General features: G+C 54.0%; 25 protein-coding genes and 1 other annotated feature. Of the genes, 14 read left to right on the top strand and 11 right to left on the bottom strand.

Annotated features, from left to right (window positions below):
* Nucleotides 1-36 precede the first annotated feature (36 nt).
* On the bottom strand, nt 37-915 hold the full coding sequence (gene nadK / locus HBA26_RS16420; protein ID WP_008502500.1) for an NAD(+) kinase: 879 nt from the start codon (nt 913-915) through the stop codon (nt 37-39).
* 122 nt (nt 916-1,037) lie between these two features.
* Between nadK and grpE the strand changes: the two genes are divergently transcribed.
* Complete coding sequence (gene grpE / locus HBA26_RS16415; protein WP_032644906.1) at nt 1,038-1,631, top strand: nucleotide exchange factor GrpE; 594 nt, start codon at nt 1,038-1,040, stop codon at nt 1,629-1,631.
* Nucleotides 1,632-1,682: 51 nt separating this feature from the next.
* Here the strand turns inward: grpE and HBA26_RS16410 are convergent, their stop codons facing one another.
* Both HBA26_RS16410 and HBA26_RS16405 read right to left on the bottom strand, forming a co-directional pair.
* The gene (locus HBA26_RS16410) at nt 1,683-2,969 is read right to left on the bottom strand and encodes an HlyC/CorC family transporter (protein ID WP_032644905.1); all 1,287 of its coding nucleotides are present in this window, start codon (nt 2,967-2,969) and stop codon (nt 1,683-1,685) included.
* A 19-nt stretch (nt 2,970-2,988) separates the two neighbouring features.
* Nucleotides 2,989-3,780 (bottom strand): inner membrane protein YpjD, encoded by a 792-nt coding sequence (locus HBA26_RS16405; protein WP_032645009.1) that lies wholly within the window; start codon nt 3,778-3,780, stop codon nt 2,989-2,991.
* Nucleotides 3,781-3,946: 166 nt separating this feature from the next.
* Between HBA26_RS16405 and ffh the strand changes: the two genes are divergently transcribed.
* From ffh to HBA26_RS16370, 7 genes are all read left to right on the top strand, one after another.
* The gene (gene ffh / locus HBA26_RS16400) at nt 3,947-5,308 is read left to right on the top strand and encodes a signal recognition particle protein (protein WP_003863132.1); all 1,362 of its coding nucleotides are present in this window, start codon (nt 3,947-3,949) and stop codon (nt 5,306-5,308) included.
* Between the two features lie 116 nt (nt 5,309-5,424).
* A complete protein-coding gene (rpsP, locus tag HBA26_RS16395; protein ID WP_022649067.1) occupies nt 5,425-5,673 on the top strand; it encodes a 30S ribosomal protein S16 in 249 nt (82 codons plus the stop codon).
* 15 nt (nt 5,674-5,688) lie between these two features.
* Nucleotides 5,689-6,228 carry a ribosome maturation factor RimM gene (rimM, locus tag HBA26_RS16390; protein WP_028014127.1) on the top strand — a complete coding sequence of 180 codons (540 nt, stop codon included), beginning with the start codon at nt 5,689-5,691 and terminating at the stop codon, nt 6,226-6,228.
* A gap of 31 nt (nt 6,229-6,259) precedes the next feature.
* Complete coding sequence (trmD, locus tag HBA26_RS16385; RefSeq protein ID WP_014832949.1) at nt 6,260-7,027, top strand: tRNA (guanosine(37)-N1)-methyltransferase TrmD; 768 nt, start codon at nt 6,260-6,262, stop codon at nt 7,025-7,027.
* A 43-nt stretch (nt 7,028-7,070) separates the two neighbouring features.
* A complete protein-coding gene (rplS, locus tag HBA26_RS16380; protein WP_002914145.1) occupies nt 7,071-7,418 on the top strand; it encodes a 50S ribosomal protein L19 in 348 nt (115 codons plus the stop codon).
* 132 nt (nt 7,419-7,550) lie between these two features.
* Complete coding sequence (locus HBA26_RS16375) at nt 7,551-7,955, top strand: DUF2946 domain-containing protein (RefSeq protein ID WP_126345015.1); 405 nt, start codon at nt 7,551-7,553, stop codon at nt 7,953-7,955.
* A 40-nt stretch (nt 7,956-7,995) separates the two neighbouring features.
* Nucleotides 7,996-9,366, top strand: coding sequence for a PepSY-associated TM helix domain-containing protein (locus HBA26_RS16370; protein ID WP_166720959.1), 1,371 nt, complete (start codon nt 7,996-7,998; stop codon nt 9,364-9,366).
* Between the two features lie 2 nt (nt 9,367-9,368).
* Here HBA26_RS16370 and HBA26_RS16365 read toward each other — a convergent pair whose 3' ends face one another.
* The 4 genes from HBA26_RS16365 to HBA26_RS16350 all read right to left on the bottom strand — a co-directional run bounded on the left by HBA26_RS16365 (nt 9,369) and on the right by HBA26_RS16350 (nt 12,144).
* Nucleotides 9,369-9,854: an OmpA family protein gene (locus HBA26_RS16365; protein WP_028014123.1), complete on the bottom strand. Its 486-nt coding sequence runs from the start codon at nt 9,852-9,854 to the stop codon at nt 9,369-9,371.
* Nucleotides 9,855-9,866: 12 nt separating this feature from the next.
* The gene (gene dgcN, locus HBA26_RS16360) at nt 9,867-11,087 is read right to left on the bottom strand and encodes a diguanylate cyclase DgcN (protein ID WP_045260861.1); all 1,221 of its coding nucleotides are present in this window, start codon (nt 11,085-11,087) and stop codon (nt 9,867-9,869) included.
* Nucleotides 11,080-11,568 (bottom strand): YfiR family protein, encoded by a 489-nt coding sequence (locus HBA26_RS16355; protein ID WP_045260860.1) that lies wholly within the window; start codon nt 11,566-11,568, stop codon nt 11,080-11,082. The genes dgcN and HBA26_RS16355 overlap by 8 nt, the downstream gene beginning before the upstream one ends.
* Nucleotides 11,569-11,769: 201 nt before the next feature.
* Nucleotides 11,770-12,144, bottom strand: coding sequence for a DUF2799 domain-containing protein (locus tag HBA26_RS16350; protein ID WP_041908636.1), 375 nt, complete (start codon nt 12,142-12,144; stop codon nt 11,770-11,772).
* 213 nt (nt 12,145-12,357) lie between these two features.
* Between HBA26_RS16350 and aroF the strand changes: the two genes are divergently transcribed.
* Genes aroF through HBA26_RS16335 form a run of 3 tightly spaced genes read left to right on the top strand, consistent with a single transcriptional unit; the run spans nt 12,358 to nt 15,493 of the window.
* On the top strand, nt 12,358-13,428 hold the full coding sequence (aroF, locus tag HBA26_RS16345; protein ID WP_041908638.1) for a 3-deoxy-7-phosphoheptulonate synthase AroF: 1,071 nt from the start codon (nt 12,358-12,360) through the stop codon (nt 13,426-13,428).
* A 10-nt stretch (nt 13,429-13,438) separates the two neighbouring features.
* A complete protein-coding gene (tyrA, locus tag HBA26_RS16340) occupies nt 13,439-14,560 on the top strand; it encodes a bifunctional chorismate mutase/prephenate dehydrogenase (protein ID WP_028014119.1) in 1,122 nt (373 codons plus the stop codon).
* A 60-nt stretch (nt 14,561-14,620) separates the two neighbouring features.
* Nucleotides 14,621-15,493, top strand: a complete 873-nt coding sequence (locus tag HBA26_RS16335) for an SMP-30/gluconolactonase/LRE family protein (protein ID WP_126345018.1) — start codon at nt 14,621-14,623, stop codon at nt 15,491-15,493.
* Here the strand turns inward: HBA26_RS16335 and pheA are convergent.
* The 4 genes from pheA to bamD all read right to left on the bottom strand — a co-directional run bounded on the left by pheA (nt 15,490) and on the right by bamD (nt 18,257).
* The gene (gene pheA, locus HBA26_RS16330; protein ID WP_028014117.1) at nt 15,490-16,650 is read right to left on the bottom strand and encodes a bifunctional chorismate mutase/prephenate dehydratase; all 1,161 of its coding nucleotides are present in this window, start codon (nt 16,648-16,650) and stop codon (nt 15,490-15,492) included. The two genes, HBA26_RS16335 and pheA, sit on opposite strands and share 4 nt — an antisense overlap.
* Before the next feature lie 30 nt (nt 16,651-16,680).
* Nucleotides 16,681-16,806: a sequence feature (Phe leader region), on the bottom strand.
* On the bottom strand, nt 16,758-16,805 hold the full coding sequence (gene pheL, locus HBA26_RS16325) for a pheA operon leader peptide PheL (protein ID WP_100249759.1): 48 nt from the start codon (nt 16,803-16,805) through the stop codon (nt 16,758-16,760). It overlaps the preceding feature by 48 nt.
* A gap of 103 nt (nt 16,807-16,909) precedes the next feature.
* Nucleotides 16,910-17,251 carry a ribosome-associated translation inhibitor RaiA gene (gene raiA, locus HBA26_RS16320; protein ID WP_003863162.1) on the bottom strand — a complete coding sequence of 114 codons (342 nt, stop codon included), beginning with the start codon at nt 17,249-17,251 and terminating at the stop codon, nt 16,910-16,912.
* A gap of 268 nt (nt 17,252-17,519) precedes the next feature.
* Nucleotides 17,520-18,257 carry an outer membrane protein assembly factor BamD gene (bamD, locus tag HBA26_RS16315; protein WP_023308867.1) on the bottom strand — a complete coding sequence of 246 codons (738 nt, stop codon included), beginning with the start codon at nt 18,255-18,257 and terminating at the stop codon, nt 17,520-17,522.
* 131 nt (nt 18,258-18,388) lie between these two features.
* On the opposite strand from bamD, the gene rluD reads away from it, so the two are divergent.
* From rluD to clpB, 3 genes are all read left to right on the top strand, one after another.
* Nucleotides 18,389-19,369, top strand: coding sequence for a 23S rRNA pseudouridine(1911/1915/1917) synthase RluD (gene rluD / locus HBA26_RS16310; RefSeq protein ID WP_028014116.1), 981 nt, complete (start codon nt 18,389-18,391; stop codon nt 19,367-19,369).
* On the top strand, nt 19,366-20,097 hold the full coding sequence (yfiH, locus tag HBA26_RS16305) for a purine nucleoside phosphorylase YfiH (protein ID WP_126345019.1): 732 nt from the start codon (nt 19,366-19,368) through the stop codon (nt 20,095-20,097). The genes rluD and yfiH overlap by 4 nt, the downstream gene beginning before the upstream one ends.
* A gap of 129 nt (nt 20,098-20,226) precedes the next feature.
* Nucleotides 20,227-22,800, top strand: a complete 2,574-nt coding sequence (gene clpB / locus HBA26_RS16300; RefSeq protein ID WP_126345020.1) for an ATP-dependent chaperone ClpB — start codon at nt 20,227-20,229, stop codon at nt 22,798-22,800.
* The last annotated feature ends 294 nt before the right edge of the window (nt 22,801-23,094 follow it).

Here is a 23,094-nt window from a genome sequence, read left to right as displayed (position 1 = left end):
ACTGGTTTTTTATACAGTAAAGTACTGGATGCAAAATCAGAACAATTTTTTTGACCAGCCAAGCTTCGAGCTTAATGTGTTGAAATAGCTGTAATCTTTCGGGTGAATCAAGTTCAGGTGGTAATCACACCGGCGAATAAGAACATCTTCACCTTCCTGGATTGGCAGCGCGATCTGGCTGTCGCAGCTGATCTCCAGGTCGTTACGGCGGTGCGAGAAGCGCAGACGTATCGTACTGTCGCCGTTAATCACCAGCGGGCGCGCGGAGAGTGTGTGCGGGAACATCGGCACTAGCGTAATAGCATCCAGAGAGGGCGTCAGGATCGGGCCGCCCGCAGAAAGCGAGTAGGCGGTTGAGCCGGTCGGGGTGGAGATAATCAACCCGTCAGAACGCTGGGAGAAGGCAAAGATTTCGTCGATATAAACTTCGAACTCAATCATGTGTGCCACTTTGCCGGGATGAAGCACCACCTCGTTAATCGCGGTGCTGATGCGCTTCTGACAGTCCTGCTGGCACACCTGCGCTTCCAGTAAAAAGCGTTTTTCGCTGATATAATGACCTTCCAGCACGTCGGCCAGCTGTTGCTGCGCGTTGTCCGGATCGAGGTCGGTTAAAAAGCCGAGATTGCCGCGGTTGATACCGATGACCTTGATGTCATAACGCGCCAGCGTGCGTGCCGCGCCGAGCATGTTGCCATCGCCGCCCACCACCACGGCGAGATCGGCCTGTTGACCAATTTCCGCCAGCGTGCCGGTTTTGACGCTCTTCAGCTGCAGTTCCTGCGCAATTTGCTGCTCGACCATCACTTCATAGCCTTTGCTACATAACCAGCGATACAACATTTCATGTGTCGTCAATGCGGTAGGGTGACGCGGATGCCCGACGATCCCAATACACCTGAAATGATTATTCATTTTCTGGAGGTCCTTGTGCCTGATGAATGATGACAATCTCTCTTGTTCCCTTGAATCCAGGAAACTGATCCCCATAATAAGCGAAGTTAGCGAGATGAATGCAGAAAAACGCGGAGAAATTCATGAGTAGTAAAGAACAGAAAACGCCTGAGGGGCAAGCCCCTGAAGAAATTATCACGGAACAGCACGATGAAGTTGAGGCTGTAGAGCCAGACGCATCTGCTGAGCAGGTGGACCCGCGCGATGAAAAAATTGCGAATCTGGAAGCCCAACTGGTAGAAGCACAGAATCGCGAACGCGACACCGTTCTGCGCATCAAGGCAGAAATGGAAAACCTGCGTCGTCGCACCGAGCAGGACGTTGAGAAGGCGCATAAATTTGCGCTGGAGAAATTCGTCAACGAACTGCTGCCGGTGATCGATAGCCTCGACCGCGCGCTGGAAGTGGCTGACAAAGCGAATCCGGACAACGCGGCGATGATCGAAGGTATCGAACTGACGCTGAAATCCATGCTCGATGTCGTGCGTAAGTTTGGCGTGGAAGTGATTGCGGATACCGATGTGCCGCTGGATCCAAACGTTCACCAGGCCATTGCGATGGTGGAATCTGAAGAGATTGAAGCCGGTAAAGTGCTGGGCGTGATGCAGAAAGGTTACACCCTGAACGGCCGTACCATTCGCGCTGCGATGGTGACCGTGGCGAAAGCGAAAGCCTAATTTGCTACCTGTAGTGCCGGGTGGCGGCATTCGCCTTACCCGGCCTACGTTTTATTCGGCAATACTTTCCCTAAGTGGCGTAACGGGCAGCACCTTCACCTGCTTAATCATATTGTCCTGCACGTCCAGGATATCAATATCGTACTGCTCAATGCGCACCCGCGTGCCCGCCGCTGGGATCTCTTCAAGCGCTTCCAGAATCATCCCGTTCATGGTACGAGCTTCATCTTCCGGCAAATGCCAGTTAAAGGCTTTGTTGAGTTCACGGATGTTCGCGCTACCGTCAATCAGCACCGAACCGTCGTTCTGCGGAGTCACTTCCTCCGCGAGGGAAGGGGACATCGATGTGGTAAAGTCTCCGACAATCTCTTCCAGAATATCTTCGACCGTCACCAGGCCCTGAATATCGCCGTACTCGTTGACCACCAGGCCGACTTTTTTCTTGTTGCGCTGGAATTTAACCAGCTGCGTGCTGAGCGGCGTACCTTCCGGCACGTAGTAAATCTCGTCGGCGGCGCGCAGCATCACCTCTTTGGTGAACTCTTTTTTCTCGGTCATCAGACGGTAGGCTTCGCGCACGCGCAGCATGCTGATGGCGTCATCCAGCGAGTCGCGATAGAGCACGATGCGCCCATGCGGAGAGTGTGTCAGCTGGCGGACAATGGCTTTCCAGTCGTCGTTGATGTCGATACCGACGATTTCGTTACGCGGCACCATGATGTCGTTCACGCTCACTTTTTCCAAATCCAGCACCGACAGGAGCATATCCTGATTGCGCCGGGAGATCTGCGAGCGGGATTCGTTCACGATGGTGCGCAGCTCTTCTTTGCTGAGCGCGCTGCTGATAGTGACGTCGGCTTTGATCCCCACCATCCGCATTAAAACGCGCGTGACCATGTTCAGCAGCCATACCAGCGGCATCATCAGGATCTGCAGCGGTGCCAGCAGGAAGCTGCTCGGGTAGGCCACCTTTTCCGGGTAAAGCGCGGCGATGGTTTTTGGCAATACTTCGGCAAACACCAGCACCACAAACGTCAGCACGCCGGTAGCAATCGCGACCCCGGCGTTGCCGTACAGGCGCATCCCAACGATGGTGCCGAGGGCTGAGGCCAGAATATTGACAAGGTTGTTGCCGATAAGCACCAGGCTTATCAGCCGATCCGGCTTGCGGAGCAGTTTTTCAACGCGGCGGGCGGCACGGTTACCCTGTTTAGCACGATGACGCAACCGGTAACGGTTTAAGGTCATCATGCCGGTTTCCGAGCCGGAGAAATAGGCGGAGATGACCACCATGACGATCAGGATAACGATCAACGTGGTGGTAGAGATGTGTTCCAGGGGGAACTCCTTTTATAACTTAGCCAGCAAATTGCTGTATGAAGCGGCTGCCAAAATAGGCAAGGGTGAGAATGCCCGCACCCGCGACGTTGAACCAGACGACGCGACGACCGCGCCAGCCTTCATGATAATGGCCCCACAACAGGACAATATAGACAAACCACGCGATGATGGAGAGCACTGCTTTATCGATATTCTCCACGCTGAACAGGTTCTTCATGTAAAACAGGCCGGTGCAGAGCGTGAGCGTCAGCAGCACCACGCCTATCTGGGTGATGTGGAACATCTTACGCTCAATGACCATCAGCGGCGGCATTTCATGGTTGAACGCCAGCTTTTTGTTTTTCAACTGGTAATCAATCCAGGCGAGCTGCATGGCGTAAAGCGCGGCGATGATCAGCGTCGCATAGGCGAACAGTGACAGGCCGATGTGCACCAGCATCCCCGGCGTCGCCTCCAGATGCGTAATGAATTCATTAGGCATAAAGGTGGCTAAAGCCAGATTGATCAGCGCGAAGGTATAGACAATCGGCAGCAGCAGCCAGCCGCGATTTTTAGACGCGACGATGGTCATTACCGTACAGATCATCAGGCTGACCAACGAGCCGACGTTGAGGACGCTCAGGTTTTGCACGCTGCCGTCGCCGGGAATAATGCGTGATTCCAGCGCAAACGCGTGGCTTATCAGTGCGATGACCGCCGAAAGAATAGCCATGCGCCGCCAGCCGCTGTTTTTTTGCAGCAGGCCAGGAATGATCAGCGCGAGGCTGACTGAGTAGGCAACAAGGGCGATCAGTGCGAAAACAGGCATATAGGCATCGACAGTTGTCTTAATAAGAAAGAGAAGCAGTATAACGTTACGTGACGCCTGCTCCAACCGTTGCATAACAACAAAGGCGCCTTCATGTTATACTCCGGCAAAATTCTGTGTATGTGTCGCTCAATGCGGCCCAACGTTTCTACTCAGGCGAGAGACAATGTTTGATAATTTAACCGATCGTTTGTCGCGCACGCTGCGCAACATCAGCGGCCGCGGACGCCTTACTGAAGAGAACATCAAGGAAACGCTGCGCGAAGTGCGCATGGCGCTGCTGGAAGCAGACGTGGCGTTGCCGGTTGTTCGTGATTTTATCAACCGCGTAAAAGAGAAGGCGGTTGGTCATGAAGTTAACAAGAGCCTGACCCCGGGTCAGGAGTTCGTCAAAATCGTTCGTAACGAATTGGTTTCGGCGATGGGCGAAGAGAACCAGGTGCTTAACCTGGCGGCTCAGCCGCCGGCCGTGGTGCTGATGGCGGGCCTGCAGGGTGCGGGTAAAACCACCAGCGTCGGTAAGCTGGGTAAATTCCTGCGCGAAAAGCACAAGAAGAAAGTGCTGGTGGTCTCTGCGGACGTCTATCGCCCGGCGGCGATCAAGCAGCTGGAAACGCTGGCCGAGCAGGTCGGCGTGGACTTCTTCCCGTCCGACGTTGCCCAGAAGCCTGTCGACATCGTTAACGCCGCGCTGAAAGAAGCGAAGCTGAAATTCTACGACGTGCTGCTGGTGGATACCGCCGGTCGTCTGCACGTTGACGAAGCGATGATGGACGAAATCAAGCAGGTGCACGCTTCTATCAACCCGGTAGAGACCCTGTTTGTCGTTGACGCCATGACCGGTCAGGATGCGGCGAATACCGCGAAAGCGTTTAACGAAGCGCTGCCGTTAACCGGCGTGGTGCTGACCAAAGTCGACGGCGACGCCCGCGGCGGTGCGGCGCTTTCTATTCGTCATATCACCGGTAAGCCGATCAAGTTCCTCGGCGTGGGCGAGAAAACCGAAGCGCTGGAGCCGTTCCACCCGGACCGTATCGCCTCCCGTATCCTCGGCATGGGCGACGTGCTGTCGCTGATCGAAGATATCGAGAGCAAGGTCGACCGCGCGCAGGCTGAAAAGCTCGCCAGCAAGCTGAAAAAAGGCGACGGTTTCGATCTGACCGACTTCCTTGAGCAGCTGCGTCAGATGAAAAACATGGGCGGCATGGCAAGCCTGATGGGCAAACTGCCGGGCATGGGCCAGATCCCTGACAACGTTAAATCCCAGATGGATGACAAAGTGCTGGTGCGTATGGAGGCGATCATTAACTCCATGACGCTGAAAGAACGAGCCAAGCCAGAAATCATCAAAGGTTCCCGTAAGCGCCGTATCGCTGCCGGTTGCGGCATGCAGGTGCAGGACGTTAACCGCCTTCTGAAACAGTTCGACGACATGCAGCGCATGATGAAGAAAATGAAGAAAGGCGGCATGGCGAAGATGATGCGCGGCATGAAAGGCATGATGCCTCCCGGTTTTCCAGGGCGTTAATCGCTTTTGAGATTGCTTTTTGCCCGAAAATGAGTAAAATTTTCGGGCTTTTAATATGACACCCGGGCTCCGTTCCTCGATGGGGCCCGGTTGTTTTATTCACACAAGAGGATGTTATGGTAACTATTCGTTTAGCACGTCACGGCGCTAAAAAGCGTCCGTTCTACCAGGTTGTTGTGACTGACAGCCGTAATGCACGCAACGGTCGCTTCATTGAGCGCGTTGGTTTCTTCAACCCACTGGCCTCTGGCGCAGAAGAAGAAACCCGTCTGGATCTGGATCGTATCGCTCACTGGGTTGGCCAGGGCGCTACTGTTTCCGATCGCGTTGCTACGCTGATCAAAGCAGCAAACAAAGCAGCTTAATCTGTCACGGTGGTCATGATGAGCAATAAAGCACCTGTTGAACCGATCGTATTGGGAAAAATGGGTTCTTGCTACGGTATCCGTGGTTGGCTCAGAGTGTTTTCCTCCACTGAAGACGCTGATAGCATTTTTGATTACCAGCCCTGGTTCATCCAGAAAGCTGGTAAGTGGGAAGAGGTCGAGCTGGAAAGCTGGCGTCACCACAATCAGGACATCATCATCAAGCTGAAAGGCATTGACGATCGTGATGCCGCGAATGCGCTGACTAATTGTGAAATTGTCGTGGATTCGTCGCAGTTGCCACAGCTGGAAGAGGGCGACTACTACTGGAAAGACCTTATGGGCTGCCAGGTAGTCACCACTGAAGGTTACAGCCTGGGGAAAGTCATCGATATGATGGAAACCGGGTCAAATGACGTTCTCGTCATTAAGGCAAACCTGAAAGATGCATTTGGCATCAAGGAGCGGCTGGTCCCGTTCCTCGATGGACAGGTTATCAAGAAAGTCGATCTCGCTACTCAAACCATTGAAGTAGATTGGGATCCTGGTTTTTAAATTCTCCGGATAAACGGTAAAAGACGGCGCTATGTGGATTGGCATAATTAGCCTGTTTCCTGAAATGTTCCGCGCGATTACCGATTACGGGGTAACTGGCCGGGCAGTAAAGAATGGCCTGCTGAGCATCCAGAGCTGGAGTCCTCGTGACTTTACTCATGACCGGCACCGTACCGTGGACGATCGTCCTTACGGCGGCGGACCGGGGATGTTAATGATGGTGCAACCCTTACGGGACGCCATTCACACAGCAAAAGCCGCGGCAGGTGAAGGCGCAAAGGTGATTTATCTGTCACCTCAGGGACGCAAGCTTGATCAAGCGGGCGTGAGCGAACTGGCGACGAATCAAAAACTGATTCTGGTCTGTGGGCGCTACGAAGGGATAGATGAGCGCGTAATTCAAACCGAGATTGACGAAGAATGGTCTATCGGCGATTACGTTCTCAGCGGTGGTGAGTTACCGGCAATGACGCTGATTGACTCCGTCGCCCGGTTTATTCCGGGGGTACTGGGCCATGAAGCTTCGGCAACGGAAGATTCCTTTGCCGATGGATTGCTGGACTGTCCACACTATACTCGTCCTGAAGTGTTAGAAGGGATGGAAGTACCGGCAGTGTTACTGTCAGGAAACCATGCCGAGATACGTCGCTGGCGTTTGAAGCAGTCGCTGGGCCGAACCTGGCTTAGAAGACCTGAACTTCTGGAAAACCTGGCTCTGACTGAAGAGCAAGCAAAGTTGCTGGCCGAGTTCAAAACTGAACACGCGCACCAGCAGCATGAACATGATGGGAATGCGTAATACGCTCCCGAATATCAGTTTACCCAGGATAAGAGATTAAATTATGAGCAACATTATTAAGCAACTTGAACAAGAGCAGATGAAGCAGGACGTACCTTCCTTCCGTCCAGGTGACACCGTGGAAGTGAAAGTATGGGTTGTTGAAGGTTCCAAAAAACGTCTGCAGGCATTCGAGGGCGTGGTTATCGCTATTCGTAACCGCGGTCTGCACTCTGCATTCACTGTTCGTAAAATTTCCAACGGCGAAGGCGTTGAGCGTGTCTTCCAGACTCACTCTCCGGTAGTTGACAGCATTGCTGTTAAACGTCGTGGTGCTGTACGTAAAGCTAAACTGTACTACCTGCGTGAGCGTACTGGTAAGTCTGCTCGTATTAAAGAGCGTCTGAACTAAGATTCGCTTAAGCGACATCCTGTTAGAAAGGGCTGGCCGAAAGGCTGGCCCTTTTTTTATCCCATCGCACCTCTCGCATTAACCCTTTCGTCATAAATCATTTACAATGCTTGCCTCTTGAATGGAGGGGACGTGGATAACGTACTGCATCAGCCTAACCGGAAACGCGCAGCGGCATTGACCGCGCTGTTTGCGATCCTGCTGATCGTGGTGGCACCCCTTATCTCCGTCTCGTTGCAGAAAGACCCCATGAGCGCCATACCGGGCATGCATCATGACATGAGCATGATGTCGATGGACGAGCATCACGGCGATATGCCGCACACGATGCCGGTTGACCATGCGGAAGCCTGTGGCTACTGCGTGCTGTTAGCCCACGTGCCGGGCGTGATGCTCGCGCTGATTGTGCTGCTCAGTATCGTGCTGCAAAGGCTTCGCGTTAAGCCGCCGCGTCAGGCGGTCAGCCACTGGCACTTTTTCCCCTGGCTTTACCCTGATACCCGCGCGCCGCCGCGGCAGTCTGCTTTTTCCCTTTAAAAAAATAAACCGATAACTTACTGCCTTAAAAAGGAAAAGTATGACTACCTGCACACCGCGCGCGGCATGGGGAAACCTGCTGCGTCGCCTCCATTTCTACGTCGGGCTATTTGTCGGCCCGTTTATCTTCTTCGCCGCGCTGACCGGTACGCTGTACGTGGCGACCCCGCAGCTCGAGAATGCGCTCTACCGGCACGCGCTCCATACGGATTCCGTGGGCGAGCCGAAGCCGCTGGCGGAACAAATCGCCACGGCGGAAAAGGCCGTTGGCTCAGATCTACGTTTGCACGCCGTTCGTCCGGGACTGGTTGAAGGTGAAACCACCCGCGTGATGTTTGCTGACCCGACGCTGGGGCCCTCGGAAAACCGGGCGATCTTTATCGATCCGGTAAGCCTGGCGGTGCGGGGAGATATGACGGTGTACGGCACCAGCGGGATTTTACCGCTGCGTCAGACCATTGATTATCTGCATACCTCTCTGATGCTGGGCGATATCGGGCGGCTCTATAGCGAACTGGCCGCTTCCTGGATGTGGGTGGCCGCACTGGGAGGGATTGCCCTGTGGTTTTATACCCGACCAAAACGCCGGATTAACAATCGCTTCCAGAACCGCCGTCGGGTGCATGTGACGCTCGGCTGGATATTACTGGGGGGCATGCTGCTCTTCTCTGCAACCGGCCTGACCTGGTCCCAGTGGGCGGGGGGGAATGTTGATAAGCTGCGCGCTGAGTTGAACTGGCTAACCCCGCAGGTGAATACGATGCTATCCGGCGTGCCGGAGAGCGTGGATGAGCACGCCGAACACCGTGGCCATCACGGCGGAATGATGATGCCGGAAATGGCGATGGATCTGACGCGGTTTGACGGTGTGTTAAGCGCGGCGCGTAAAGCGGGGATTGATGCCAACAGGCTGGAGATCCGCCCGGCGAAAACAATGGATCGCGCATGGACAGTAACGGAAATCGACCGCAGCTGGCCGACTCAGGTGGACGCCGTTGCGGTTGATCCCGGTACGATGCAGATCCTCGACAGAACCCGATTCGAGGACTTCCCGCTCATGGCAAAACTGACCCGCTGGGGCGTGGATTTCCATATGGGGATCTTATTCGGGCTGGTGAATCAGCTGCTGCTCGTTGCTTTCGGCCTTGCCCTGTGCGTGCTTATCATCTGGGGATACCGGATGTGGTGGATGCGTCGTCCGGCACAGTCGGCAATGAATCCGGTGCAGACGCTTGCTCAGAGCTGGCTGGCGCTGTCAGGGTGGGGAAGAGGTGTTACCGTGGTCATCAGCGCACTGCTGGGGCTGGCTTTGCCGGTGATGGGCGTGAGTCTGGCGCTGTTTGTTCTGATTGACTGGCTGCGCTGGCGAGCGGCAACAGGCGTGTCGCTCACCGAATCATCCGCTAAATAATCCTATGGCGCGCTGATAACCACTGACACCCGGCGGTTTTCAGCGCGCCCTTGTGCAGTGCTGTTGCTCGCAATCGGATATTTTTGGCCTAATCCCCGGGTGGTGAGATTGCTGCGCGGGATATTCGCGCCCTTCGCCCACGCGTCGGCCACGGCATTGGCGCGTTTTAACGACAGGGCTTCGTTGTAGCTTGCTTCACCGTAATTATCCGTATGACCGTCCATTCGCGCGTGATTCAGGCCAGTTTTCGCCAGACGAGAGGCCATAGACTGGATCTGTGTTTCACTTTCCGGGCGCAGTCTGGCGTCATTCTTATCAAAGAGGATGGTGTCCGACATACCAAGCGACCAGTCGCCGTTCAGTTCGTTAAAACCGTATGACTTCATCGCCGCGATTTGCTCAGGTGTGAACTTGCCCTGGGGCGGCGACTGACAGCCTGCCAGAACCAGTGAGGCCATAACTAACGGCGCGAAGTAACGTTTTAACATAGTGTATCCTTTCTAACTTATTGTTTTCGTACGCTGGTTTTTAACCTGGTACATGTTGCGGTCAGCCCTCTCCAGTAATGCTTCCACGGAAGCATTTTCCCACGCCAGAGCAAAGCCAATGCTGAGTGACATCGATGCTTTTTGTCCGTTATGCAGATCAAACGGACGGATAAACTGCTGCGCTAGCGCAGCACAAATGTGTTGAACCTCTGGTTCAGAATGCACCCCGTACAGCACCATGGCAAATTCGTCACCGCCAAGGCGGTAGGACTGGTGGCGTTTATCGCCAAATTCCACCATCCTGCTGGCGACTTCAATCAGCACGCAGTCTCCTGCCGCGTGTCCCCAGGTGTCGTTAATAAACTTAAAATTATCACCGTCGAGGAAGAGCAGGGCCGAGTTTGTTTTTGCCGAGGGGTCATTCATTAATGCCGCAATACTGTTACGAAACGCAGCGCGGTTAGCAAGGCCGGTGAGCGGGTCGTGCATGGCGGTACGAAGCAGTTGAGCGTTTTTCGCCTGGAGCTTAAGCTGCCACTCCTCCATCTCGTCCAGCAGGCTGTTGAAGTCTTCTCCAAACTGATGGAATTCTTCAATGCGCCCATCTTTCACCCGACGGGAAAAGTTGCGATTGGTGCGGACGTCATGCACAACGTCGGTGATATTTTGCAGCGCCGTGACCATGCCGCGGTGCAGAGACTGGGTAATGGTGAGCGCGACGACGGTTGCAAAAAGAATACAGCCGGTGAGGACGGCAAACGACATCCAGATGAAATGGCTGATAAGGCTGTCACGCGCGGTAAGACGTATTTCACCTATCTTCGCGCCGTTGTGCAGGATGGGCTGCGCAACCGGAACGGGGAAAAGCCAGCGGCTGACCAGCGCCCCCAGCGTGTCGTTATTATCCTTCGGGTTCCAGGACCAGTAGGCAAAGCGCTTTTTATGCCCGTTGATGACTTCTGCTACGGCAAACTGCCCCTGCTTACCCAGCGCAGCGAGCGTTTCGTTGGCCGCCAGTGAATCGTTGAAAACCAGAGAGGCTTCAAGGCTGTGGCTCATTGTGGCGCCGGTTAATTCGAGATTTTTTTGCGCGTATTGTTTTAATGTTACGACCGAGGCAAAACAGAGCAACAGCCATATTAACGTCATTGTGATGATGACGCTTATCATGCTGTTTCGCCTCAGCGTTCTTTTAAAGGTCGGACGCTGCGTCGAGATGAAATCTTTATCCATGCTGCTTATTCCGTGCAAGCATCAATACATCCGGGTTAACCCTGACGCCACTGCGTGTCAACGCATCCAGATTGACGGAAAATCGCACCTGGCCACGATCGATTATCAGGCAAAAGGCGCTGCCAATAACACATTCCGGATTTTGCTCTGAGATTAATAGCAATGCTCTGCCCTGATATTGACTTATTAATTCAAGTTGTTTCGCAGGTGGTTCAGTCCCGAAATAAACAGCATCGCATGTCGCGGCCAGGGCTTCCCGATCGTTACGTACAATAACGGGGGTATAAGGTAACTCGTTATGCCCCTGGTCTTCGCTGAGCGCGTGCGTATAGTGAGAAGTGGCATAGATGCAGAGTTTAGGCTGACCGGAAAGCGACGGCCATCGCGTATAGCTCACTATGCCTGAGACAATAGAACGTACCGATTTATCTGTCTCCGAGAGCGCGCCTGCCATCGCCGGGCCCACCATAAGGAACAGCATTAGCACCAGAGTGAGTCGGAACAAAGAGTTCAAGTATAAATTTTTCACCAGAATCCGCCGTACCGCTCCGGAAATAGATGTCCTTAAGAGTTGCGGGCAGAATACCATTGTTTATCAGAACCGTCATTATGTCAGAAATAGCCCATGGCTGACCTAAGCTAAATCCTACAGTTGTTTATTTTCCAAAGAATAAAAGCAGACTTAATTAAGCCTGCTGGAACGCATACTTTCATCCATTCCTTTTTGCCATGACGCATGCAGTTTCGCTGCATTTTCAACAGTATCACAACTGGCTGGATAAGATTTGCCCGCTAATCCCCATGCATGAATAAAGCCTTCTTCACACACTTTCTTCTGACCATCAGCATAGCCGCGAAGATATTCATTACGATCGACGTGGGGGTCGTTAAAACTATCGGCCAGGGTCTGGTTATCTTTAACCGGCAGGCCATTTATGGCGTCTTCTTTACCCGCGCTGAACCAGTCCGGGCTCGTCCAGTTGGGCTGGAAAGTGTAAGGATTAATCTGACAGCCCGATAAAAACAGCGACAGCAGGACGAAAGCAATCGATCGCATAACCCTTCTCCTTTTTCTTCAGCATAGCCTGGCGGGAGAAATTTAGAGTGTAATTTAAAGTTTACGATTTTAGCGGCTGATTTTTGCCTTTATTATGCGACTGTAAAGTAATATGTACGTATTTTGGATTGAAATGTTTACTTTTTATGGTATCGTGGTTTCACCTCACTGAGGAAAACAACTATCGCAAACGAGCTTTACAGGATCGCTATCATGCAAAAAGACGCGCTGAACAACGTACATATCACTGACGAACAGGTTTTGATTACCCCGGATCAACTGAAAGCGGAGTTTCCGCTGAGCGCCGCGCAGGAGGCTCAGATCGAGCACTCTCGCCAGACCATTTCTGACATTATCGCCGGCCGCGATCCGCGCCTGCTGGTGGTTTGTGGTCCTTGCTCTATTCACGATCCTGAAACCGCCATTGAGTATGCGCGTCGATTTAAAGCATTAGCGGAGGAGGTCAGCGATAGCCTCTATCTGGTGATGCGCGTCTATTTTGAGAAGCCACGTACCACCGTCGGCTGGAAAGGGTTGATCAACGATCCGCACATGGATGGCTCGTTTGATGTGGAAGCAGGCCTGAAGATTGCGCGTCGCCTGCTGGTGGAACTGGTCAGCATGGGGCTGCCACTGGCAACCGAAGCGCTGGATCCAAACAGCCCGCAATACCTGGGCGATCTGTTTAGCTGGTCCGCAATTGGTGCGCGTACGACTGAATCGCAAACCCACCGTGAGATGGCGTCTGGCCTGTCGATGCCGGTTGGCTTCAAAAATGGTACCGATGGCAGCCTGGCGACGGCGATCAACGCCATGCGCGCCGCCGCCATGCCGCACCGCTTTGTTGGGATCAACCAGGCGGGCCAGGTGTGCCTGCTGCAAACGCAGGGCAACCCGGACGGTCATGTGATCCTGCGCGGCGGTAAAGCGCCAAACTACAGCCCGGCGGACGTGGCGCAGTGTGAAAAAGAGATGGAACAGGCGGGACTGCGTCCGGCACTGATGGTAGATTGCAGTCATGGTAATTCGAATAAAGATTACCGTCGCCAGCCAGCGGTTGCGGAATCCGTGGTCGCACAGATCAAAGACGGAAACCGTTCGATTATCGGCCTGATGATTGAGAGCAACATTCATGAAGGTAATCAGTCATCAGAACAGCCGCGCAGCGCGATGAAGCACGGCGTCTCCGTGACGGATGCCTGCATCAGCTGGGAAACCACCGATGCGCTGCTGCGTGAGATCCATAAAGATTTAAGCGGCCAGCTGGCGACGCGTCTGGCTTAAGAGGGTAGTTATGGTTGCTGAATTGACCGCACTGCGCGATCAAATTGATGAAGTGGATAAGGCGCTGCTGGACCTGCTGGCGCGCCGTATGGCGCTTGTTGCCGAAGTCGGTGAGGTGAAAAGCAAATACGGCCTGCCGATTTACGTCCCGGAGCGCGAAGCCTCAATGCTGGCCTCCCGTCGTAAAGAGGCGCAGGCGCTGGGCGTTTCGCCGGATTTGATTGAAGATGTTCTGCGTCGCGTGATGCGGGAATCCTATTCCAGCGAAAACGACAAGGGCTTTAAAACCCTCTGTCCGTCCCTGCGTCCGGTGGTGATTGTTGGCGGAGCAGGGCAGATGGGGCGTCTGTTCGAGAAAATGCTGACGCTTTCTGGCTATCAGGTGCGCATTCTGGAAAAAGAGGATTGGGCACAAGCACCGGAACTGATGAAAGATGCCGGAATGGTTATCGTCAGCGTGCCGATCCACGTGACGGAGCAGATCATCGGGAAGCTTCCTCCTTTACCAAAAGACTGCATTCTGGTGGATCTGGCTTCCGTTAAAAACGGCCCTCTGCAGGCGATGCTGGCTGCGCATACGGGCCCGGTGCTCGGGCTGCACCCGATGTTTGGCCCGGACAGCGGCAGCCTGGCAAAGCAGGTGGTGGTTTACTGCGACGGCCGTCAGCCTGAAGCCTATCAATGGTTCCTGGAACAGATTCAGGTCTGGGGCGCGAGGCTGCACCGCATCAGCGCGGTCGAGCACGATCAGAACATGGCGTTCATTCAGGCGCTGCGCCACTTTGCGACCTTTGCCTACGGCCTGCATCTGGCGGAAGAGAACGTGCAGCTTGAACAGCTGCTGGCGCTCTCTTCACCGATCTATCGTCTTGAGCTGGCGATGGTCGGGCGTCTGTTTGCGCAGGATCCTCAGCTTTACGCCGACATCATCATGTCGTCTGAAAATAACCTGGCGCTGATCAAGCGCTACTATCAGCGCTTTGGCGAAGCCATTACGCTGCTGGAGCACGGAGACAAGCAGGCGTTTATCGACAGCTTCCGCAAAGTGGAGCACTGGTTCGGCGATTACGCCACGCGTTTCCAGAGTGAAAGCCGCACGCTGTTGCGCCAAGCAAATGATAGTCGCCAGTAATCCAATGATGTATATACTGAAAGCCAGCAATGCTGGCTTTTTTCATTTTGGGGAACTGTCATGGCTGAACCGCAGCTGCTGTTGAACTACACCGGGCATCTGCCCGAATGCCCGACGTGGAGCGCAGAAGAAAATGCGCTTTACTGGGCGGATATTCTGGAAGGGGAGATCCACCGCTACCACCTGCCGACGGCGGAACATACCGTGCTCTCTTTCCACGAGGAGGTGGGCTGTTTCGCGCTGCGCGAGCAGGGTGGTTTTATCGTTGCGATGCGCACGGGCATCTGGCTGACCGATAAACACGGACTGCTGCGCCGCAAGGTGTGTGATAACCCCTCTAACCCGCAGCTGGCGCGTTTTAACGATGGGGGCACCGACTATCAGGGCCGGTTCTATGCGGGCACGTTCTGGGGGCCGGGAGATTACAACGGCGCCCTGCTGATGCGCATCGACAATGACCTGACGCCGAAAGTGATCCAGTGCGATATTCACGGGCACAACGGCTTAGCGTTTACCCCGGATAAACAGTGGATGTTTACCTCAGACACGCCAAACGGCGTAATTTACCGCACGCCGCTTAACGAGCAGGGCGAACCCGGCAGGCGTGAGGTATTTCGTCAGTTTAACGCGGGAGAAGGGATACCGGACGGTGCGGCGATGGATGTGGAAGGCTGCTACTGGAGCGCGCTGTTTGACGGCTGGCGTATCGCGCGTTTTTCTCCACAAGGGGAGCAACTGGAAGAATACCGCATGCCGGTGCGTTGCCCTACGATGGTCTGCTTTGGCGGCGATGATATGAAAACGCTGTTCATTACCACCACGCGGGAAAATATGGATGCGGAGGAGGTGGCGAAGTATCCGCTTTCCGGAGCCGTCTTCACCCTGCCGGTTAATGTGGCAGGGATGAAGAAAAGCCGTTTTATCGAATGCTAGCTTGGATCGACCGGGACGACGTTTTCGCTCGGATAGCAGCCCAGCACTTTCATTGAACGGGTAATTTCACCCAGTTCGCGCAGGGCTTTCTGCATGGATGCAGATTCCAGGTTGGCCTGGATATCGAGGTAAAACATCTCTTCCCATGGATTACCGTGGATTGGGCGTGATTCCAGCCTGGTCATGATCAAATTGTGGTTGCGCAGCACCAGCAGGGCTTCTACCAGCGCGCCCGCCTGCTGGCCGGTCGCCATCAGCAGCGTGGTTTTCGCCGGCACCTGGTCTGACACGTTGATTGCCTTGCGGGCCAGCACCACGAAGCGGGTGATGTTTTGCGTCTGGTTAGCAAGATTGCGTTCCAGCACCTGTAAGCCATATAGCGCGCCGCCCGCTTCGCTGCCGAGCGCAGCAACGGTTGGGGAGTTGGCTTGCGCTACTTTTTCCATTGCCGCCGAGGTGCTTTCGGTGTACTCAATTTTCCAGTTCGGATAGCGGTTCAGGAACTGGCTACACTGCTGGAAAGGCTGCGGATGGCTGTAGACCGTTTCGATCGTGTTCAGGTCCGTTGAACCGGAGACCAGCACGCAGTGATCGATAGGGATCGTCAGCTCGCCGACCAGCGACAGGCTGGTATGCTGCAGTAGATCGTAGACGTCGTTGATGGCACCGGAACTGGTGTTTTCAATCGGCACCACGGCGTAATCCGCCTGGCCGGTCTCAACCTGGTTAAAAATATCGGCGAATTTTGCGCAGCCGCTCTCAATAAACTCTTCAAAATGACGTGCGGCATACTGGCGTGCGGCCAGATGAGAGTAGGAGCCTTTAGGCCCGAGGAAGGCGATGCGCGCCGAGTGCGGGTTGGTTTTATTGAGATGCTGCTGGAGTAGCGCTTGCTGGGTCAGAACGGAATCTTCGATGATGAGCTGGAACAGCCGGGTGATGTAGTGGGCATCGAGGTGATGCGCTTTGCCGAGCTGGATGAGACGTTCCAGCAGATCCCGCTCGCGGTCGATGTCACGGACCGGACGATGGGAGTCCAGCTTGGCTTTGCCCACTTCAACGGCGAGGGCGCGACGTTCGGCCAGCAGCGCCAGTAATTTTTCATCCAGCGCGCTGATTTTTACTCGCAGATCCAGTAACGGGTTTTCCGGTGTCATAGTGTTGCCTGTCTCATTTTATCGTTATCAATAAAAAAGGCCCCCCGGTGTGGGAGGCCTTGTTGTTCGTCTTCGCATTCTTTATCACACGACGAAACGCCTCCCGTTCAGGGGAAGGTAAAAAAGAATGCGAAGAAGAACGGCGTAAGTTTCATAAAGTCATCCTGTGTTTGATACCGTTAAAGTACCCGTACTGTTTTCACCCTGTCAATAAAAAACGCGCCCGAAGGCGCGTTGGCGGTACACTCAATTTAAAGGATTACTCTTCTTCAACTTCTTCCGCGAAGCTGGCGTCTTTCACCGACGTTGCGGCGCGACGGGCTTCACCTTTGTGTTGCACTTTATTGAGCTGCCGTTCCAGCTTGTTGATCAAATCGTTAATAGCGGTGTACATATCCTCATGTTTTGCGCTGGCGACCAGATGGCCGTTTGGAGTATTGATAGTTGCGTCAGCGATGAAACCCTGGGGCTCCTTGGACAGGATGATATGTGGATTAATCAAATGTGTTTGCCATTTATCCAGTTTGGCGAGACGGTCTGCGACGTGCTGGCGAATTGCCGGAGTAATTTCCATTTGTTTACTGGTAATGTTCATTGTCATAAATTTTACCTCTTGTCTTTCCGTCTTGGTGATTCCAGCATACCCGACCTAATGTCAAAATGTGTGATTTAGATCACGTTATTTTGTCGGTTTTTGTCAGGGAATCTTTTTTGTGAGGCAGGGCAGGAAGAGATGAGATTTACCTTGTGGAAGGTACGAATTGCGGTCATAGTTGACGGGATGTGTTGAGGCTAAAGCGCTTCAGCGGATGTCTGAATTGAATAAAAAAACGGCAGCCTTCGGGCTGCCGTTTTGCATTGAAACGCTATCACGTGTTGCTGCTGTTCGCGGCGATGATTTTCGCCACTTTTTCAGCCTGAGCGGTCATCTGCATCTGACGGTAAGCATTTTCCATCAGCTTCAGGCCGTCACGCGTTGCCTGAGTATCCGGGTAATCACGCAGCATACCTTCTACGCGGTTAACCACGGCAACCCATGCGCCACGGCGGGTATAGTATTCCGCAACGGAGTACTCATATTTCGCCAGACGATCTTTCAGGAACACCAGACGTTTGGTCGCGTCGGTGACGTACTGACTGTTCGGATAGCCGCGCACCAGCTTGGAGAAGTCATTGAAGGCGTCGCGCGCATGCTGCGGGTCACGGTCGGAGCGATCTACGCCGAAGAAGCCCTGCAGGGCGCTGTCGTCCAGCGCCATGTTGGTCAGGCCGCGCATGTACATGACGTAGTCGATGTTAGGATGAGTCGGGTTCAGACGCATGAAACGATCGATAGTTGCCTGAGCCAGCGGCAGATCGGCATTTTTGTAGTAGGCGTAGATAAGATCTAACTGTACCTGCTGCGAATACGGACCAAATGGATAGCGATTATCCAACGCTTCCAGTTGCGTTATCGCCTGTTTCCAGTTACCGTCCTGCAACTTTTGTTGTGCAGTCGCATAGATTTCATTCGGCGGATTGTCAGGGACCTGTTCATTCGAACCGGAGCAGCCCACCAAAGCCAGGCTCAACGTGGCCGCTGCCACCAGATATTTCATGCGCGTCATGACGTTTTGACTTTCCTCAAATGTTTGTCCGGGAGAAACTCTGTTCCTGCTCCCGATTAAGACCAGCTACAATAGCACACTATATTAAACGGCAAAGCCGTAAAACCCAACGTTAAACAAAGAAGCAGTTTATGGCACAACGAGTAGAACTCACCGCAACAGTCTCCGAAAATCAGCTCGGTCAACGCTTAGATCAGGCTTTGGCCGAATTGTTCCCTGATTATTCGCGTTCACGCATAAAAGAATGGATCCTTGACCAGCGCGTGCTGGTAAACGGCAAGATCTGGGACAAACCAAAAGAGAAAGTGTTTGGTGGGGAAGCTGTTGCCATCAATGCTGAAATCGAAGAGGAAATCCGCTTCGAGCCGCAGGATATCCCATTGGACATCGTCTATGAAGATGATGACATTCTGGTGATCAACAAGCCGCGCGACCTGGTTGTTCATCCGGGCGCAGGGAATCCAGACGGTACGGTACTTAACGCACTTCTTCATTATTATCCGCCGATTGCGGATGTCCCACGTGCAGGCATCGTTCACCGTCTGGATAAAGACACCACCGGTCTGATGGTGGTGGCGAAGACCGTTCCCGCTCAGACCCGTCTGGTGGAGTCGCTGCAGCTGCGTGAGATTACTCGCGAATATGAAGCGGTGGCGATTGGACACATGACCGCTGGCGGCACGGTAGAAGAGCCGATCAGCCGTCACCCGACGAAACGTACCCATATGTCGGTGCATCCGATGGGTAAACCGGCGGTGACGCACTATCGCATTATGGAGCATTTCCGTATTCATACCCGCCTGCGCCTGCGCCTGGAAACCGGTCGTACTCACCAGATCCGCGTTCACATGGCGCACATTACCCATCCGCTGGTGGGGGATCAGGTGTACGGCGGTCGTCCGCGTCCGCCAAAAGGCGCGTCGGATGAGTTCATCAGCGTACTGCGTAAATTCGATCGTCAGGCGCTGCATGCGACCATGCTGCGTCTTTATCACCCGATCAGTGGTATTCAGATGGAATGGCATGCGCCTATCCCGCAGGATATGGTGGAACTCATTGATGCCATGCGTGCCGATTTCGAAGAACATAAGGATCAAGTGGACTGGTTATGACCAAACTGATTGTCCCGGAGTGGCCGCTGCCTGCAGGCGTGGCCGCCTGTAGTTCGACCCGTATTGGCGGCGTGAGCCAGGGCGCGTGGGAGTCTTTAAACCTCGGTGCGCACTGCGGCGATAGCCCGGAACACGTTGAAGAGAACCGCACGCGTCTGTTTGCTGCAGGAAATCTGCCGTCGAAGCCGGTTTGGCTGGAGCAGGTTCACGGCAAAGCGGTACTGAAGCTGACGGGAGAACCTTACGCTTCCAAACGCGCCGATGCTTCTTACAGTAATACGCCGGGCACGGTTTGTGCCGTAATGACCGCCGATTGTCTGCCGGTTCTGTTTTGTAACCGTGCCGGTACGGAGGTGGCAGCAGCGCACGCGGGCTGGCGTGGCTTATGCGAGGGCGTGCTGGAAGAGACCGTCGCCTGCTTCAATGATGATCCCGCCAATATCATGGCCTGGCTAGGTCCGGCGATTGGCCCTCATGCTTTTGAAGTGGGGCCGGAGGTTCGCGAAGCATTTATGGAAAAAGATCCGCAAGCCATTGAGGCCTTCCTGCCTGCCGGGGAAAAATATCTGGCGGATATTTACCAGCTTGCCCGCCAGCGTCTGAATAATATTGGCGTAACGCAGATCTTCGGCGGCGATCGCTGTACGTTCACCGAAAAGGATGATTTTTTCTCCTATCGCCGCGACAAGACGACGGGTCGTATGGCAAGTTTCATTTGGCTGATATAACCTAAAGAATCAAGACGATCCGGCACGTGCCGTTTTCTTTTCACATAATTCAGGTCATTAACCTTGAATAATTGAGGGATGACCTCATTTAATCTCCAGTAGCAAATTTGACCTGTTATGGGAGGAGTTATGCGTCTGGATCGTCTTACTAATAAATTCCAGCTTGCTCTCGCCGATGCCCAGTCCCTTGCACTGGGGCACGACAACCAATTCATCGAACCTCTTCATTTAATGAGCGCCTTGCTGAATCAGGAAGGGGGATCGATACGTCCTTTATTAACGTCTGCTGGCATTAATGCTGGCCAGTTACGCACCGCTATCGATCAGGCGCTGAGCCGTTTACCGCAGGTAGAAGGTACCGGCGGCGATGTGCAGCCGTCTCAGGATCTGGTGCGCGTGCTGAACCTTTGCGACAAGCTGGCGCAAAAACGTGGGGACAACTTTATTTCGTCGGAGCTCTTTGTTCTGGCGGCGCTTGAATCACGCGGTACCTTGACCGACCTGCTGAAATCTGCCGGTGCGACCACCGCCAATGTGACTCAGGCGATTGAGAAAATGCGCGGAGGTGAAAGCGTGAACGATCAGGGAGCCGAAGACCAACGTCAGGCTTTGAAGAAATTTACGGTCGATCTGACCGAACGTGCCGAGCAGGGCAAACTTGACCCGGTTATCGGCCGTGACGAAGAGATCCGTCGTACGATTCAGGTACTGCAGCGTCGTACCAAAAACAACCCGGTACTGATTGGTGAGCCGGGGGTCGGTAAAACTGCCATCGTTGAAGGGCTTGCGCAGCGTATCGTAAACGGTGAAGTGCCGGAAGGGTTGAAAGGCCGCCGCGTACTGGCGCTGGATATGGGCGCGCTGGTGGCCGGTGCGAAATACCGCGGTGAGTTTGAAGAGCGTTTGAAAGGCGTGCTTAACGACCTGGCGAAACAGGAAGGCAACGTCATTCTGTTTATCGACGAACTGCACACCATGGTGGGGGCTGGTAAGGCCGACGGCGCGATGGATGCCGGGAACATGCTGAAACCTGCGCTGGCGCGTGGTGAACTTCACTGTGTCGGTGCCACTACGCTTGATGAGTATCGTCAGTACATTGAGAAAGATGCCGCTCTGGAACGTCGCTTCCAGAAAGTGTTTGTTGCTGAGCCAAGCGTTGAAGATACCATCGCGATCCTGCGTGGTCTGAAAGAGCGTTATGAACTGCACCACCATGTACAGATTACTGACCCGGCCATCGTTGCGGCGGCGACGCTTTCGCATCGGTATATCGCCGATCGTCAGTTGCCTGATAAAGCAATCGACCTGATCGATGAAGCGGCGTCGAGCATTCGTATGCAGATTGACTCGAAGCCGGAAGAACTGGACCGACTCGACCGCCGCATCATTCAGCTCAAGCTGGAACAGCAGGCGCTGAAAAAAGAGTCTGATGAAGCCAGTAAGAAACGCCTGGATATGCTCAATGAAGAGCTGGACGATAAAGAGCGCCAGTATTCTGAGCTGGAAGAAGAGTGGAAAGCCGAGAAAGCCTCCCTCTCTGGCACGCAGACCATTAAAGCGGAACTCGAACAGGCCAAAATTGCCATTGAGCAGGCTCGCCGTGTGGGTGACCTGGCACGTATGTCTGAACTGCAGTACGGCAAAATCCCTGAGCTGGAGAAACAGCTTGAGATCGCCACGCAGTCTGAAGGCAAAACCATGCGTCTGTTACGTAATAAAGTGACGGATGCCGAAATTGCCGAAGTGCTCGCTCGCTGGACCGGTATTCCGGTGGCGCGCATGATGGAAAGCGAACGCGATAAGCTGCTGCGTATGGAGCAGGATCTGCATCAGCGGGTGATTGGTCAGGACGAGGCGGTTGAAGCGGTCTCCAACGCTATTCGCCGTAGCCGTGCTGGGCTTTCCGATCCAAATCGCCCGATCGGTTCGTTCCTGTTCCTGGGGCCGACCGGTGTCGGTAAAACCGAACTGTGTAAAGCGCTGGCAAACTTTATGTTCGACAGCGACGATGCGATGGTGCGTATCGACATGTCCGAGTTCATGGAGAAACACTCCGTCTCGCGTCTGGTCGGTGCGCCTCCGGGATATGTTGGTTATGAAGAGGGCGGCTACCTGACCGAAGCGGTGCGCCGGCGTCCTTATTCCGTCATCCTGCTGGATGAGGTGGAAAAAGCGCATCCGGATGTGTTCAACATCCTGCTTCAGGTGCTGGATGATGGTCGTCTGACGGACGGGCAGGGGAGAACGGTCGATTTCCGTAATACGGTCGTCATCATGACCTCGAACCTGGGTTCCGATTTGATTCAGGAACGTTTCGGTGAACTTGACTACAGCCATATGAAGGATCTAGTGCTCGGTGTGGTGAGCCATAACTTCCGTCCGGAGTTCATTAACCGTATTGACGAAGTGGTGGTATTCCACCCTCTGGGTGAGAAACACATTGCGTCGATTGCGCAGATCCAGCTGCAGCGTCTGTACAAACGTCTGGAAGAGCGTGGATATGAAATTCACATCTCCGACGATGCGCTGAAGCTGCTGAGCGAGAATGGTTACGATCCGGTTTATGGTGCGCGTCCACTGAAACGTGCTATTCAGCAGCAGATCGAAAACCCGCTGGCGCAGCAGATCCTCTCCGGAGAACTGATTCCGGGCAAAGTTATCCGTCTGGAAGCCAACGACGATCGTATTGTGGCAGTGCAGTAAGTCACAAAACGCAAAAACGAGCCGCTTGCGGCTCGTTTTTGTTTAAAAACCAGGCGAAAATTGAGGGCTGGGATGCGTTTTGCCTGGAAAGTGAGCAGTTGGTAAATAATTTTCACTTTATCCTTGCAGCTTCGGAATTACTCCCTATAATGCGCCTCCACTGACACGGAACAACGGCACACACGCCGCCGGGTCAGCAGAGAACAGCGAAATAAACGCTTGACTCTGAAGCGGGAAAGCGTAATATGCACACCCCGCGCCGCAGCGAAAACGAAGCGGCACTGCTCTTTAACA

The sequence above is a fragment of the Enterobacter sp. 725m/11 genome (assembly GCF_011683705.1).
GTDB lineage: Bacteria > Pseudomonadota > Gammaproteobacteria > Enterobacterales > Enterobacteriaceae > Enterobacter > Enterobacter bugandensis.
Note: the sequence above shows the minus strand (reverse complement) of the source record. Positions and strands in the feature narration are given on the sequence as shown.

Bases quoted from the DNA above. Each gene is read 5' to 3' on its own strand.
- rimM (WP_028014127.1), top strand. From the start codon at position 5,689: ATGATGAGCAATAAAGCACCTGTTGAACCGATCGTATTGGGAAAAATG.
- aroF (WP_041908638.1), top strand. From the start codon at position 12,358: ATGCAAAAAGACGCGCTGAACAACGTACATATCACTGACGAACAGGTT.
- pheA (WP_028014117.1), bottom strand. From the start codon at position 16,650: ATGACACCGGAAAACCCGTTACTGGATCTGCGAGTAAAAATCAGCGCG.
- HBA26_RS16335 (WP_126345018.1), top strand. From the start codon at position 14,621: ATGGCTGAACCGCAGCTGCTGTTGAACTACACCGGGCATCTGCCCGAA.
- nadK (WP_008502500.1), bottom strand. From the start codon at position 915: ATGAATAATCATTTCAGGTGTATTGGGATCGTCGGGCATCCGCGTCAC.
- ffh (WP_003863132.1), top strand. From the start codon at position 3,947: ATGTTTGATAATTTAACCGATCGTTTGTCGCGCACGCTGCGCAACATC.
- HBA26_RS16405 (WP_032645009.1), bottom strand. From the start codon at position 3,780: ATGCCTGTTTTCGCACTGATCGCCCTTGTTGCCTACTCAGTCAGCCTC.
- rluD (WP_028014116.1), top strand. From the start codon at position 18,389: ATGGCACAACGAGTAGAACTCACCGCAACAGTCTCCGAAAATCAGCTC.
- rplS (WP_002914145.1), top strand. From the start codon at position 7,071: ATGAGCAACATTATTAAGCAACTTGAACAAGAGCAGATGAAGCAGGAC.
- rpsP (WP_022649067.1), top strand. From the start codon at position 5,425: ATGGTAACTATTCGTTTAGCACGTCACGGCGCTAAAAAGCGTCCGTTC.
- HBA26_RS16370 (WP_166720959.1), top strand. From the start codon at position 7,996: ATGACTACCTGCACACCGCGCGCGGCATGGGGAAACCTGCTGCGTCGC.
- dgcN (WP_045260861.1), bottom strand. From the start codon at position 11,087: ATGGATAAAGATTTCATCTCGACGCAGCGTCCGACCTTTAAAAGAACG.
- bamD (WP_023308867.1), bottom strand. From the start codon at position 18,257: ATGACGCGCATGAAATATCTGGTGGCAGCGGCCACGTTGAGCCTGGCT.
- raiA (WP_003863162.1), bottom strand. From the start codon at position 17,251: ATGACAATGAACATTACCAGTAAACAAATGGAAATTACTCCGGCAATT.
- clpB (WP_126345020.1), top strand. From the start codon at position 20,227: ATGCGTCTGGATCGTCTTACTAATAAATTCCAGCTTGCTCTCGCCGAT.
- grpE (WP_032644906.1), top strand. From the start codon at position 1,038: ATGAGTAGTAAAGAACAGAAAACGCCTGAGGGGCAAGCCCCTGAAGAA.
- yfiH (WP_126345019.1), top strand. From the start codon at position 19,366: ATGACCAAACTGATTGTCCCGGAGTGGCCGCTGCCTGCAGGCGTGGCC.
- HBA26_RS16350 (WP_041908636.1), bottom strand. From the start codon at position 12,144: ATGCGATCGATTGCTTTCGTCCTGCTGTCGCTGTTTTTATCGGGCTGT.
- HBA26_RS16365 (WP_028014123.1), bottom strand. From the start codon at position 9,854: ATGTTAAAACGTTACTTCGCGCCGTTAGTTATGGCCTCACTGGTTCTG.
- trmD (WP_014832949.1), top strand. From the start codon at position 6,260: ATGTGGATTGGCATAATTAGCCTGTTTCCTGAAATGTTCCGCGCGATT.
- tyrA (WP_028014119.1), top strand. From the start codon at position 13,439: ATGGTTGCTGAATTGACCGCACTGCGCGATCAAATTGATGAAGTGGAT.
- HBA26_RS16355 (WP_045260860.1), bottom strand. From the start codon at position 11,568: ATGCTGTTCCTTATGGTGGGCCCGGCGATGGCAGGCGCGCTCTCGGAG.